Genomic DNA, 14,247 nt, shown 5'->3' on the forward strand with positions numbered 1-14,247 from the left:
GAGGAAGCCGGGCCGACAGATCGGCCCGGCAGGTCATGCCTGTAGTCTAGCTATAAAATGATTAGCCGTAGACAGGGAAACGGGCGCAGAGCGCGCTTACCTGCTCACGAACCCGGCTGTTGACCGCCTCATCGTCCAGGTTATCGAGGATGTCGCAAATCCAGCCTGCGAGGTCGCGACACTCGGACTCGCCGAAACCACGGGTGGTGATTGCCGGGGTGCCAATACGAAGACCGGAGGTGACGAACGGAGACCGCGGGTCATTAGGAACCGCGTTCTTGTTAACGGTAATGTGGGCACGACCCAGCGCCGCATCCGCATCTTTGCCGGTAATGTCCTGTTTGATGAGGCTGACCAGGAACAGATGGTTCTTGGTGCCACCGGAAACCACGTCATACCCACGATCCACAAAAACCTGGGCCATGGCAGAGGCGTTCTTCACAACCTGCTGCTGGTAGGTCTTGAAATCGTCACTCATGGCTTCCTTGAAGCACACGGCCTTGGCGGCGATCACGTGCATCAGCGGGCCACCCTGGCCGCCCGGGAATACCGCAGAGTTCAGCTTCTTCTGGAGGTCAGCATCATCGCAGGCCAGGATCAGACCGCCGCGGGGACCGCGCAGGGTCTTGTGGGTTGTAGTCGCAATCACGTGCGCATGCGGAACCGGATCCGGGTAAACGCCGGCGGCTACGAGACCAGCCACGTGGGCCATATCAACGAACAGATAGGCACCCACCTTGTCGGCAATCTCGCGGAAGCGGGCAAAATCCAGCTCCTGGGAGTACGCGGAGAAGCCGGCGATAATCATTTTTGGCTTGTGCTCAAGAGCCAGCGATTCGATTTCATCGTAGTCAAGAAGGCCAGTGTCGGTGTTAATACCGTACTGCACGGCGTTGTAGATCTTGCCGGAGAAGTTGACGCTGGCGCCGTGAGTCAGGTGGCCACCATGGGCGAGACTCATGCCCAGAACAGTGTCACCGGGCTTGAGCAGAGCCATGAAGACAGCAGAGTTGGCCTGGGAGCCGGAATGCGGCTGGACATTGGCATAGGCAGCACCAAACAGTTCTTTGGCACGCTCAATCGCCAGATCTTCGGCAATATCCACGAACTCACAGCCGCCATAGTAGCGCTTGCCCGGATAGCCTTCCGCGTACTTGTTGGTCAGCACGCTGCCCTGGGCTTCCATCACCCGTGGGCTGGTGTAGTTCTCGGACGCGATCAGCTCGATATGAGCTTCCTGGCGCTTCTCTTCCGCCTGCATGGCGTTCCAGAGTTCGTCGTCAAAGCCGGCGATTTTCATTTCACGATTAAACATGGATGCGCTGCCCCTGTGTGCTTGGCTGGCCCGGAGAGCTTTGGCGATCTCCGCAGGCTCCCTGAAAAATTGGGCCGCTATTCTATCTTACAAACGGGTGAAAAATCATCCTTTATACCGTCCGCAGATACCGGCATGCGGCCAACTCCCGTTTCTGCTCAATTGCTATCAAAGGTACGTTTCGTTACCTTAGCCGATTACAGTTCTCAGGTACCGGCACCCGAGGTGTCGGCCCTCGGGGTGGGCGATCCGGGATACGCTGTAAATACGTCCCTGTACGCTCGACAAAATCATCCCTGATTTTGACGATCCCGGATCGCCCACCCCGAAGGCCTTGATCAGGCACCTGACGTGTATTCATTTCTCAAGCGATTGTTTGATAAAAGGATTCTGCCAACATGGCCCAATACGTTTACACCATGAACCGCGTGGGCAAGGTGGTCCCGCCCAAGCGCGAGATTCTGAAAGACATCTCCCTGAGCTTCTTCCCCGGCGCCAAGATCGGCGTTCTGGGCCTCAACGGTGCCGGTAAATCCACCCTGCTCCGCATTATGGCGGGCGTAGACCAGGATTACATCGGTGAAGCCCGCCCGCAGCCCGGCATCAACGTGGGCTATCTGCCCCAGGAGCCGGAGCTGGACGAAGAGAAAACCGTCAAGGAAATCGTGGATGAGTCGGTTTCCGGTGTGCATGACGCCCTGGCCGAATTGGACCAGGTGTACGCGGCCTACGCCGAACCGGATGCGGATTTTGACGCCCTGGCCAAGAAACAGGGCGAACTGGAGGCCTACATCCAGGCCACCGACGGCCACGATATTGAACGCAAGATGGAAGTGGCCGCGGACGCCCTGCGTCTTCCACCCTGGGATCAGAAAGTGAACCTTCTTTCCGGTGGTGAGCGCCGCCGGGTGGCTCTTTGCCGTCTGCTGCTGTCCGGCCCGGACATGCTGCTGCTGGACGAGCCTACCAACCATCTGGATGCCGAATCCGTGGCCTGGCTGGAGCGATTCCTGCACGACTACGAAGGCACCGTGGTCGCCATCACTCACGACCGGTACTTCCTCGATAACGTCGCCGGCTGGATCCTGGAACTGGACCGCGGCCATGGCATTCCGTTCGAAGGCAACTACAGCCAGTGGCTGGAGAACAAGGAAAAGCGCCTGGAGATGGAATCCAAACAGGAAGCCTCTCACCAGAAAGCCATCAAACAGGAACTGGAGTGGGTGCGCAGCAACGCCAAGGGCCGTCAGTCCAAGAGCAAGGCCCGTCTGGCCCGTTTCGAGGAGATGAGTTCCCAGGAATTCCAGAAGCGTAACGAGACCAACGAGCTTTACATTCCACCCGGACCCCGTCTGGGCAACAAAGTGATCGAGGTTGACGGTATCAGCAAGTCCTTCGGTGACCGCCTGCTGTATGAGGACGTGTCCTTCAGCGTACCGCCCGGCGCCATTGTGGGCATTATCGGTGGTAATGGTGCCGGCAAATCCACTCTGTTCAAGATGATTGCCGGTTTCGACAAGCCGGATTCTGGCGACATCACCGTCGGGGAAACCGTGGAACTGGCCTATGTGGACCAGATGCGCGACCTCGATGGCAGCAAAACAGTGTGGGAGGAACTCTCAGACGGCAACGACATCATCAAGGTGGGTAACTATGAGACGCCCTCCCGGGCCTACGTTGGTCGCTTCAACTTCAAGGGCAGCGACCAGCAGAAGCGGGTTGGCGACCTGTCCGGCGGCGAACGCAACCGTTTGCACCTGGCCAAGCTGCTGAAACAGGGCGGCAACGTGCTGCTGCTGGATGAGCCGACCAACGATCTCGACGTGGAAACCCTTCGCGCCCTGGAAGAAGCCCTGCTGAATTTCCCGGGTTCTGCCCTGGTTATCTCGCACGACCGCTGGTTCCTTGACCGTGTAGCCAGCCACATCCTTGCGTTCGAGGATGATGGCGAGGTGGTGTACTTCGAGGGTAACTTCACGGAGTACGATGAGGACTTCAAGAAGCGCAAGGGTGATTCAGCGATGCAGCCGCAGCGCATGAAGTACAAGAAGCTTGCGTAAGGCCCTGTGTCGGATTACGGCCCTGCGGGCCTAATCCGACCTACAAACGCCAGAACCAGACCGTAGGTCGGATTAGGCAAAGCCGTAATCCGACGAACAATCAGGCAACTACCCTTCATGGCAAAATCCAAGACCGCCTACGTCTGCACCGAATGCGGTTCAGACTATTCCAAATGGCAGGGCCAGTGCACGGCCTGCCAGGCCTGGAACACCATCAGCGAAGTCCGCGGCGTCAGTAGCAATAGCAAAGGCGCCCGCGGCGCTCGCTTTGAAGGATTCGCTGGCAGCTTGTCCGAGGTTCAGAGCCTGGATGACGTCAGCCTCGCCGAGCAGCCCCGCATCAGCTCCGGCATGCAGGAGTTTGATCGGGTTCTGGGCGGAGGTCTCGTCGAGGGGTCGGCTGTTCTGATGGGCGGCCACCCGGGCGCGGGCAAGAGTACCCTTCTACTCCAGGCCGTCTGTCATCTGGCTGCAAGCGTCACCGCTTTGTATGTCACCGGTGAGGAATCCCTGCAGCAGGTAGCCATGCGCGCCAAACGGCTGGGCCTTCCGACCAAAGACCTGAAGATGCTGTCCGAAACCAGTGTCGAACGGGTCATGCAGGTGGCCGAGGCGGAAAAACCCCGGATTCTGGTGGTAGACAGTATTCAGGTGATGCACATGGCGGATATCGAGTCCGCCCCTGGCAGTGTCTCCCAGGTACGCGAAAGCGCAGCCTACCTGACACGTTTCGCCAAGCAGACCGGCACCATCCTGTTCCTGGTAGGCCACGTCACCAAAGACGGCAGTCTGGCCGGCCCGAAAGTGCTGGAACACATGATCGACTGCTCGATTCTGCTTGAAGGCTCCAGCGACAGCCGTTATCGAACCCTGCGCGGCATCAAGAACCGTTTTGGTGCGGTGAATGAACTGGGCGTATTCGCCATGCTGGAACAGGGACTCAAGGAAGTGAAAAACCCTAGCGCGATCTTCCTGAACCGCGGCGAAGACGCGGCCCCGGGAAGCGTGGTGATGGTCGTCTGGGAAGGCACCCGCCCGATGCTGGTGGAGATCCAGGCCCTGGTGGATATGGCCCAGGGCGGCTACCCGAGACGGGTCGCGGTTGGCCTCGATCAAAACCGCCTGGCCATGCTCCTTGCCGTTCTGCACCGCCATGGCGGTATGCACGTATCCGACCAGGACGTGTTCGTAAACGTAGTGGGTGGTGTAAAGGTGAACGAAACCAGCGCCGACCTGGCACTACTGGCCGCTATAGTCTCCTCGTTCCGAGACCGCGCCCTACCGCAAGACCTGGTGATCTTCGGCGAAGTCGGCCTTTCCGGGGAAATCCGCCCGGTGCCCAGCGGCCAGGAGCGCATCTACGAAGCCGCCAAACACGGATTCACCCGGGCCCTGGTGCCCAAAGCCAACGCGCCGCGTAAGACCATCGAAGGCATGAAGGTGATTCCGGTGACGAAACTGAGTGATGCCCTCACGGCTTTGGAAGAACTTTAGAGGGATCTAGTCGATAAGATGCGCGAACTCTCGTTCGAGCAACGCCTGGTCCCCCAGGTTGAGCTCAACGAGGCGCTTGAGGTGGGTCGCGCTGTCGAGGTCAATGTACTGGCATTTAAAACCAAGCCTGTGCGGCTCTATATGCCGAAGCTCCACTGCCATCACAATACCTGCCTCGTGATCATTCAGGTGAACAATCACTTCACAGGGCTGCTTTAACGGTACGTCCCACCCTTCCGGGCGTTTTACGAGAACGCCCTTCAAAGAAATATCCAGCACCTCGGTCTTCCAGACAGCATCCAGGCAATGCAGCTCGCAGGGCGCGTCGAAATCGATCCGGTGGAATCGGCGTTTTTCGGGAGTCTTGGTGGGCAAGTGGTTACTCCTGTTTACCAGTCTTGTTTTACCTGACTATAGACCGGACAGAAGAATGCATCCAGAGGAGTTTTGGGTTGTGCGGAACTTGTCGGGTTACAGCACGCTATGCGTGCTTAACCCGACCTACTGGCGTGCAGTCTTAACGGTGATAGTCCGGGCTCAATTCAACGACGGCTTCAATAAACGCCTTGGCATGCTCCGGATCCACATCCGGCGTAATGCCGTGACCAAGGTTGAAGATATGCCCATTGCCGGAACCGAAGCGCCTCAGGATATCGGCCACTTCCTGACGAATCCGCTCGGGCGGCGCATACAGCATGGCCGGATCCATGTTGCCCTGGAGGGCCACCCGGTCGCCAATGCGAGCGCGGGCATTGCCGATATCCGTGGTCCAGTCCAGCCCAACGGCATCTGCACCGGAATCGGCAATGGATTCCAGCCACTGACCGCCATTCTTGGTAAACAGGATCACCGGCACCCGGCGACCATCATTCTCGCGAATCAGGCCGTCAACGATCTTCTTCATGTAGCGAAGCGAGAACTCTTCATACGCCCAGCTGCTCAAAACGCCGCCCCAGGTATCGAAAATCTGAACGGCCTGGGCACCAGCCTTGATCTGGCCATTGAGGTAATCAATGACCGCGTCGGCCAGATGGTCCAGCAAGCGGTGCATAACCTCAGGCTGGCCGTACATGAGCTTCTTCGCCTCCCTGAAATCCTTGGAAGAGCTGCCTTCAATCATATAGGTGGCGAGGGTCCACGGGCTGCCGGAGAAGCCGATCAAGGGAACGCTGCCATTCAAGGCACCCCGGATGGTAGAAACCGCGTTCATGACGTAGTCCAGATCCACTTCAGCGTTGATCTTGGGTAGAGCCGCAACGTCGGCTTCGGAACGGATCGTATTCCGGAATTTAGGGCCTTCGCCGGTTTCGAAGTACAGGCCGAGACCCAGAGCATCCGGAATCGTCAGGATGTCTGAAAACAGGATCGCAGCGTCCAGCGGGAAACGCTCCAGAGGTTGCAGCGTCACTTCACAGGCCAACGGCGTGTTTTTACACAAGCTGAGAAAATCCCCGGCCTTGGCCCTGGTCGCACGGTACTCCGGCAGGTATCGCCCTGCCTGTCGCATCATCCAAACCGGTGTGCGGTCCACGGGCTGGCGCATAAGGGCGCGCAGGAAACGGTCATTCTTCAGCTCGGTCATAGGAAATCCAGCGTATTCTGTACAAAGGGGAAAATTGGATGGGGAGCCATAATACCCGGTTTGCGGGAATAAAAAAGGGCGGCTTTCCCTTAGGAAACCGCCCTTCTGATCAGGATCAATCCTGCAATCAGATATCCAGGAAATCCATGATACCTTCGGCAGCCTGACGGCCTTCCCAGATAGCGGTTACGACCAGATCCGAACCGCGGACCATGTCCCCACCCGCGAAGATTTTCTCGTTGCTGGTCTGGAACATGAAGTCGGACTCCTCCGGCGCGGTTACCCGGCCCGAATCGTCGGTATTCACCTTCAGCTCATCGAACCAGTCGGCCGGGCTCGGACGGAAACCGAAGGCGACCAGAACCGCGTCCGCAGGAATGACCTCCTCACTGCCCGGGACTACTTCCGGACGGCGACGGCCGTTTTCATCAGGATCGCCCAGTCGGGTCTGGACCACTTTCACACCTTCAACCCGGTCTTCGCCAATGATGGCAATAGGCTGACGGTTGAAGAAGAACTTAACGCCCTCTTCCTTGGCGTTGGCCACTTCCTTCCGGGAGCCCGGCATGTTGGCCTCGTCACGGCGGTAGGCACAGGTAACGCTCTCGGCCTGTTGACGGATCGACGTGCGATTGCAGTCCATGGCTGTATCACCGCCACCCAGAACAACCACCCGCTTGCCTTTCATGTCAATGAAGTCCGCTTCGTCTTTCTCGAAGCCCAGACGACGGTTAACGTTGGATACCAGGAACGGCAGTGCATCGTAGACGCCCGGCAGATTCTCTCCCGGGAAACCGCCTTTCATGTAGGTGTAGGTGCCCATGCCCATGAAAACGGCATCGTACTCGTCAATGATATCCTGCAGCTGAACGTCCTTGCCCACCTCGGTAGACAGGCGGAATTCCACGCCCATCTCCTCGAACACCTTGCGGCGGCGGGTCATGACGGATTTTTCCAGCTTGAACTCGGGAATACCGAAGGTCAGCAGACCACCGATTTCCGGATAGATATCGAATACAACCGGCTTGACGCCATTGCGAACCAGAACGTCCGCGCAGCCCAGACCGGCAGGTCCGGCGCCGATGACGGCAACCTTCTTGTCTGTCCACTTCACGGCGGACATATCCGGTTTCCAGCCCAGCGCAAAGGCGGTGTCGGTAATGTACTTCTCGACAGACCCGATGGTAACCGCTCCGTACCCGTCGTTCAGCGTACAGGCACCCTCACACAGGCGATCCTGTGGACAAACGCGGCCGCAAACTTCAGGCAAGGAGTTGGTCTGGTGACACAACTCGACGGCCCGCATGATATTGCCTTCGGAAACCAGCTTGAGCCAGTTCGGAATATAGTTATGAACCGGGCACTTCCACTCGCAATAGGGGTTACCACATTCAAGACAGCGGTGGGACTGGGATGCCGCGTTATCTGCCGTGAAGGGGTGATAAATTTCACCAAACTCTTTCTTCCGCTTCTTGGCCGGGACCTTCTTCGGGTCGACACGTCCAACCTCGACAAACTGGAAGTCATTACTCAGTCGTTCTTTCATCTGGATGCTCTCATCAACTCGATTTCGACAAGGGCGGCAGCCAGGCTGCACGCCCCAAACCCTCTCAGCCTCTTATTCCGGACGCGCCCGGGTGCTGGCCAGCAGACTGCGCAGATTCGCAGCCTTGGGTTTCACCAGCCAGAAGCGGCCGATGTAATCGTCGAAATTCTCAAGAATGTGCTCTGCCCACTCACTGCCGGTTTCCGAGATGTGCTCCCGGATAACACCGCGCAGGTGATTGCGGTAGGACTCCATGTCCTCGCTGGAAATCCGCTGGATTTCCACCAGCTCGTGGTTGTATTTGTCCACGAACGTGTTGTTTATATCCATGACGTAAGCAAAACCACCGGTCATACCCGCACCGAAGTTGTGGCCAGTAGAGCCCAGCACCGTCACCAGACCACCGGTCATGTATTCGCAGCAATGGTCGCCAGCGCCTTCCACAACCGCATGGGCGCCGGAATTTCGAACTGCAAAACGCTCGCCCGCGGTTCCGGCAGCAAAGAGTTTTCCGCCAGTTGCGCCGTAGAGACAGGTATTACCGACGATAGAGGTTTCCTGGGTTTTGAACGCGCTGCCGCGGGGCGGCTTCACGACCAGCTTGCCACCGGTCATGCCTTTTCCGACGTAGTCGTTGGCATCCCCTTCAAGGATCAGGTTGAGACCACCCACGTTCCAGACGCCAAAGCTCTGGCCGGCTGTGCCGGTCAGGTCCAGGGTGATCGGTGCATCAACCATACCCTGGTTACCATGGATCTGGGCGATTTCACCAGACAGGCGGGCGCCAATAGAGCGATCACAGTTGGTGACCCGATAGGACCAGGCGCCTCCGCTCTTCTCTTTGATCGCCGCAGCGGTATCCTGAACCATCTGTTCCGCGAGCTTGCCCTCATCGAACGGGTGATTCCGTTCGACCTGACAGGTCTGCGGCTTGTCCGCAGGAATATGGTCGTTGGACAGCAAGCGACTCAGATCCAGCTTCTTCTGGCGCTCGGTATCCCCGGGCAGGCGTTCCAGCAGGTCAACGCGACCGACAAGCTCTTCCAGGGTACGCACGCCCAGTTTGGCCATCCACTCACGGGTCTCCTCCGCCACGAAGCGGAAGAAATTCATCGCCATTTCCACCGTGCCCTTGAAGTGCTCTTCACGAAGGTGATCGTTCTGGGTCGCCACGCCGGTTGCGCAGTTGTTCAGGTGACAGATGCGCAGGTATTTACAACCCAGCGCCACCATCGGGGTGGTACCAAAACCGAAACTCTCAGCACCAAGGATCGCGCCTTTTACCACGTCCAGACCTGTTTTCAGGCCGCCATCAGTTTGCAGGCGAATCTTGCCACGCAGGTCATTGGCTCGCAGCGCCTGCTGGGTTTCTGTCAACCCCAACTCCCACGGAGAGCCGGCGTAGCGGATCGACGTCAGCGGGCTGGCCGCTGTACCACCATCGTAACCGGACACCGTGATCAGGTCGGCGTACGCCTTGGCCACACCTGCGGCAATCGTACCGACACCGGGCTCAGAGACCAGCTTCACCGACACCAGAGCCTGCGGATTGACCTGTTTGAGATCGAAGATCAGCTGGGCCAGATCCTCGATGGAATAGATATCGTGATGCGGTGGCGGTGAAATCAGCGTTACGCCCGGGACCGAATAACGCAGGCGAGCGATCAATTCATTGACCTTGCCACCCGGCAACTGGCCGCCTTCACCTGGCTTGGCACCCTGGGCCACCTTGATCTGCATGACATCGGCACTACGCAGGTATTCAGCTGTAACGCCAAAACGTCCAGACGCGATCTGTTTGATTTTTGACCGTTTCTCAGTGCCATAGCGAGCGGGATCTTCACCGCCTTCACCCGAGTTGGACCGGCTGCCCAAGGTATTCATGGCCACCGCCAGCGCCTCATGGGCCTCGGGTGACAGGGCACCTAGTGACATACCGGCCGAATCAAAGCGAGGGAAGATGTTTTCAACAGGCTCTACGTCCGAGATATCAATCGGCTTGATGTCTTTCCGGAAGACCAAAAGGTCACGGAGCGTCGCAACCGGGCGCTCGTTAACCAGACCGGCGTACTCCTTGTAGTGGCCATAGTCGCCACTGGTTACCGCTTCCTGGAGCTTGCCGACCACATCCGGGTTGAAGGCATGGTACTCCTGGCCATGGACGTACTTCAGCAGGCCACCCTGGATGATAGGCTTGCGCGGCTTCCAGGCCACGGACGCCAGTTGCTCCTGGTCCTGCTGGAAGTCGTAGAACCCGGCACCCTGGATTCTGCTGGGCACACCCTTGAAGCACAGGTCAACGACATCATCAGCCAGACCGACCGCCTCAAACAGCTGGGCGCCACGGTAGGAAGTGATGGTCGAAATTCCCATCTTCGACAGTATCTTCAGCAGCCCCTTGTTGATGCCCTTCCGGTAGTTGTTCTTGGCATCGATCGGATCCATCAGCAGTTCGCCGGTACGGATCAGGTCGTTCAGAACCTGGTAAGCGAGGTACGGATAGACCGCCGTTGCACCAAAACCGAAGAGCACGGCGAAATGATGGGGATCGCGAGCCCAACCGGTTTCAACAACGATGTTGGAATCGCAGCGCAATCCTTTCTTGACCAGGTGGTGGTGGACCGCACCGGTTGCCATCAGGGCATTGACCGGCAGTTCACCTTCCTTCAGATCTTTATCGGTGAGGATCAGCAGCACTTTGCCATCCCGGACGGCCTGTTCCGCTTCGTCACACACCTGGCGAATCGCCTGCTCCAGCCCCTGCTCCGGACGGTAGCTCATGGCAATACGCGCGACCTCGAAACCCGGGCGCTCGTTATTGGCGATTTTCAGGAACTTGGCCGGAGACAGTACGGGCGTAGTCAGGATGATGCGATCCGCGTGATCGGCGGTTTCCTCGAACACGTTGCGCTCGGCACCCAGACAGGTCTCCAGGGACATGACTATCGACTCACGCAGGGGGTCAATCGCCGGGTTGGTCACCTGGGCAAACTTCTGCCGGAAGTAATCCGCCACATGGCGCACCTTGCTCGAGAGCACGGCCATCGGGGTATCGTCGCCCATGGATCCGACCGCTTCCTGGCCGTTCTCCGCCAGCGGACGCAGGACCTGGTCACGCTCCTCGAAGGAGACCATGAACATCTTCTGGTGCACCAGAAGCTCGTCGGAATCCATCAGCCTGAAGTCCGGAGTGTCCTGATTCAAGGTGGTCTCGACGCGGAGAGCGTTTTCCCGCAGCCAGCGCTTGTAGGGCTGAGCGGTCTTCAGACGCTGATCAATGTCCTTGGTGTGCAGGACTTCACCGGATTCTGTGTCGATCGCCAGCATCTGACCCGGTCCGACACGGCCTTTGGCAACCACATCGTCCGGCTCATAGCCGTAAGTTCCGATCTCCGAGGCCAGCGTGATGAAATCATCCTTGGTGATGACCCACCGCGCGGGGCGCAGACCGTTCCGGTCGAGCATACAGACCGCATAGCGACCGTCTGACATGACCAGGCCGGCAGGACCATCCCAGGGCTCCATGTGCATGGAGTTGTACTCGTAAAACGCACGCAGCTCTGAATCCATGCTGTCGACATTCTGCCAGGCTGGCGGAATCATCATGCGAACCGCGCGGAAGAGGTCAACGCCGCCGGCAAGCAGCACCTCCAGCATATTGTCCATGCTTGAGGAGTCAGAACCGGTGAGGTTCACCAGAGGCTGCAGGGTCTGCAGATCCGGCAATTCCGGAGAGCTGAACTTGGCGGCTCGGGCGATGGCCCAGTTGCGGTTGCCGTCAATGGTGTTGATCTCACCGTTGTGGGCCAGATACCGGAACGGCTGGGCCAGCGGCCAGCGTGGCATGGTGTTGGTGGAGAACCGCTGATGGAAAACACAGATGGCGGTCTCGAGATCGGGGTCACCCAGATCCTTGTAGAAGTTTGCCAGATCTGCCGGCATCATCAGGCCCTTATAGGCCAGGGTGCGGTGTGACAGGCTGCAGATGTAGAACTCGGGATCGTCGGCCATATCGCTTTCGGCGTGGCGACGGCCCACGAACAGACTGATCGCAAAATCACGCTCTGCCTTGCCGCCAGGCACCACGAAGACCTGCTCGATGCGGGGCAGGCAATCAAGCGCCATGGGGCCAAGACAGCTGTCATCGACCGGCACGTCGCGCCAGCCGAGAATCTCCAGCCCCTGCTCCGTCAACCGTTTCTCGATGGCCGCACGACCAGCCGAGGCCTTGGCCTCATCGGGGTTCAGGAAGACCTGGCCGACAGCAAAAAGATCGCCCGGCTCCTTGCCAAACGCTGCCTTGGCGGCTTTTTTCAGAAAGCCATCCGGGCTCTGGATCAGAAGGCCACAACCATCGCCGGTCTTTCCGTCTGCAGCGATACCACCTCGGTGGGTCATGCAGGTCAGAGACTCGATGGCAGTTTGCAACAACTTGTGGCTGGCCTCGCCCTTCATGTGGGCAATCAGACCGAATCCGCAGTTGTCCCTGAATTCATCGGGATGATACAAACCTGTCATCATAAGCGTTCTCTCGCGTAGAAATGCTTTTCAATCAAAGGGTTAATTGGCGTGCAGCCAAACAACCACCCTTCGACACTGAAAATGAGGGCTGGCTATTTTACACACGTAGAAATACGTACTCAAATCGGCGTGACGTTATTGTGGGAAGCCGAAACCGGAATTACCAGTCGACAAGGTTATGGAACAACGAGTTAGCGCCGAAAACGGCGGCGCTATAAATTGTCGACCGGACGCACCCAGGGTGACCGGGAAGCCAGTTCCTCTGGCAAACCCGATGCCGCGGCATTTGCCGCCTCCCGGGTCGGGAATTGCCCATAGAATACCATAAACCAGGGCTGGCCTTGCCTTTCCCCGCGTGTGTAGACCAGATCACCAAGCTGTGAATAGCGGGAGATCACGTTCAGAGCAGTCTGCTCGAGATTGCCGGCCACCAGCTGAATGGTCCAGCCTCCACGAGCCCGTACCTGATCAATCGCCGAAAAATACGTCGGATTTTCCGGAGCGAAGCCCGGAGCTGGCTCTGGCTCTGGCTCTGGCTCTGGCTCTGGCTCTGGCTCTGGCTCTGGCTCTGGCTCTGGCTCTGGCTCTGGCTCTGGCTCTGGCTCTGGCTCTGGCTCTGGCTCTGGCTCTGGCTCTGGCTCTGGCTCTGGCTCTGGCTCTGGCTCTGGCTGGTCAGCTTCCGGCTCGGTTACCGGCTCTGTCAATACCGTTTCAGGCTCCACGGCAGGCTTGTCCTGCGGCGGCTCATCCAGGGGTGGCACTGAATTCTCCGTTTCAGGCCCAATGGTTATGCTCTTTCTCACCGGCTCCGGTGCTTTCACAGTCTCGCCGGCGACGGATTCATCATACTGGCGCGACACGAACCACCAGGAGCCCGCGAGAAGAACAAGCGCCAGTCCCGGCAAAAGGAACCGCTTCCACGGGACGTGCCTCGAGCGATCGGCACTCGGCGAGGCCACCATGTCCAGCCAAACACCCGGAGTCACACGTTTGAGTCGCGCAAAACTACCCTGACTCAGGGCATGGATTTTGGAGACCCTGCCCGGGCTCAGAAGTTCCCCCGTTTTGCCGCCGGCAGCGTGAACCCGTGGTTCCAGATAGGCAACGATTTCATCCCTGGTGAGAGGCCGCAGATGTATCTGGTGGACACTCGTGCTTGCATCATCCAGGCCCATCGACTGGACCAGGCTATCCGTACCAGCAAACACCGGAACTGCAGAAGAGCCGCGTTCTGAAGCCAGATAGGCGGACAGGATCAGCCGTAGCAACTCCGTCGGCGCCCGGTCGGCATCGTCAATCAAAAGAACCATACGCTGGCCCTTTCGGACCCGCGATTCAGACCACCGGAAAAACCCATAAACCAGGTCTCGAGGGCTGTCTTCCGGGCCGAGATTTGAACGAGAAACCGCTTTCAGGTCCCGGGCAAGGGCCTGGGCGCTGGTCAGCGCCGCAGCCGGTATCCGGTGAAAATCGAGTCTGGATGATTCGCTGCGGACCAGCTCCGCCAGTATCCGGGTTTTGCCCGAGCCAGCAGCACCGGTCAATAGCAGAGCCATATCGCCAAAACCGCATAGATGGCGCAATGCTTCCAGAGCGTGATGGCGCATGGCATCCGGAAAAAACGGCGTCTCCATTTCCAGCGGGTTGGCACGGAGGCTATAGCGATGCTGCAACCTGGGGAACAGGCCGCCGCCATCAAGACTGTTCAAGCTTTCTTCAGTCACGGGTC

8 protein-coding genes are annotated in these 14,247 nt (G+C 58.5%); 2 read left to right on the plus strand and 6 right to left on the minus strand.

The window, feature by feature from the left end:
- Positions 1-61: 61 nt before the first annotated feature.
- Entirely contained in the window at positions 62-1,315 is a 1,254-nt protein-coding gene (glyA, locus tag ACWJ62_RS18510; protein ID WP_088829281.1) for a serine hydroxymethyltransferase, read from the minus strand.
- Between the two features lie 398 nt (positions 1,316-1,713).
- Between glyA and ettA the strand changes: the two genes are divergently transcribed.
- Positions 1,714-3,375, plus strand: coding sequence for an energy-dependent translational throttle protein EttA (gene ettA / locus ACWJ62_RS18515; RefSeq protein ID WP_449287515.1), 1,662 nt, complete (start codon positions 1,714-1,716; stop codon positions 3,373-3,375).
- 117 nt (positions 3,376-3,492) lie between these two features.
- The gene (gene radA, locus ACWJ62_RS18520) at positions 3,493-4,869 is read left to right on the plus strand and encodes a DNA repair protein RadA (protein ID WP_449287516.1); all 1,377 of its coding nucleotides are present in this window, start codon (positions 3,493-3,495) and stop codon (positions 4,867-4,869) included.
- A 6-nt stretch (positions 4,870-4,875) separates the two neighbouring features.
- Here radA and ACWJ62_RS18525 read toward each other — a convergent pair whose 3' ends face one another.
- The 5 genes from ACWJ62_RS18525 to ACWJ62_RS18545 form a co-directional block, all read right to left on the minus strand.
- The gene (locus ACWJ62_RS18525) at positions 4,876-5,244 is read right to left on the minus strand and encodes a PilZ domain-containing protein (protein ID WP_449287517.1); all 369 of its coding nucleotides are present in this window, start codon (positions 5,242-5,244) and stop codon (positions 4,876-4,878) included.
- Positions 5,245-5,386: 142 nt separating this feature from the next.
- Complete coding sequence (hemE, locus tag ACWJ62_RS18530) at positions 5,387-6,451, minus strand: uroporphyrinogen decarboxylase (RefSeq protein ID WP_449287518.1); 1,065 nt, start codon at positions 6,449-6,451, stop codon at positions 5,387-5,389.
- A gap of 127 nt (positions 6,452-6,578) precedes the next feature.
- Positions 6,579-7,997 carry an FAD-dependent oxidoreductase gene (locus ACWJ62_RS18535; RefSeq protein ID WP_449287519.1) on the minus strand — a complete coding sequence of 473 codons (1,419 nt, stop codon included), beginning with the start codon at positions 7,995-7,997 and terminating at the stop codon, positions 6,579-6,581.
- A gap of 72 nt (positions 7,998-8,069) precedes the next feature.
- A complete protein-coding gene (gltB, locus tag ACWJ62_RS18540; protein WP_449287520.1) occupies positions 8,070-12,518 on the minus strand; it encodes a glutamate synthase large subunit in 4,449 nt (1,482 codons plus the stop codon).
- Between the two features lie 212 nt (positions 12,519-12,730).
- Positions 12,731-14,242, minus strand: a complete 1,512-nt coding sequence (locus ACWJ62_RS18545; RefSeq protein WP_449287521.1) for an SPOR domain-containing protein — start codon at positions 14,240-14,242, stop codon at positions 12,731-12,733.
- Positions 14,243-14,247 lie beyond the last annotated feature (5 nt).

The organism is Marinobacter sp. PE14 (genome assembly GCF_053566155.1).

Excerpts from the sequence above, each read along its gene's own strand:
- radA (WP_449287516.1), top strand. The coding sequence starts at position 3,493 with ATGGCAAAATCCAAGACCGCCTACGTCTGCACCGAATGCGGTTCAGAC.
- ACWJ62_RS18535 (WP_449287519.1), bottom strand. The coding sequence starts at position 7,997 with ATGAAAGAACGACTGAGTAATGACTTCCAGTTTGTCGAGGTTGGACGT.
- ettA (WP_449287515.1), top strand. The coding sequence starts at position 1,714 with ATGGCCCAATACGTTTACACCATGAACCGCGTGGGCAAGGTGGTCCCG.
- hemE (WP_449287518.1), bottom strand. The coding sequence starts at position 6,451 with ATGACCGAGCTGAAGAATGACCGTTTCCTGCGCGCCCTTATGCGCCAG.
- glyA (WP_088829281.1), bottom strand. The coding sequence starts at position 1,315 with ATGTTTAATCGTGAAATGAAAATCGCCGGCTTTGACGACGAACTCTGG.
- gltB (WP_449287520.1), bottom strand. The coding sequence starts at position 12,518 with ATGATGACAGGTTTGTATCATCCCGATGAATTCAGGGACAACTGCGGA.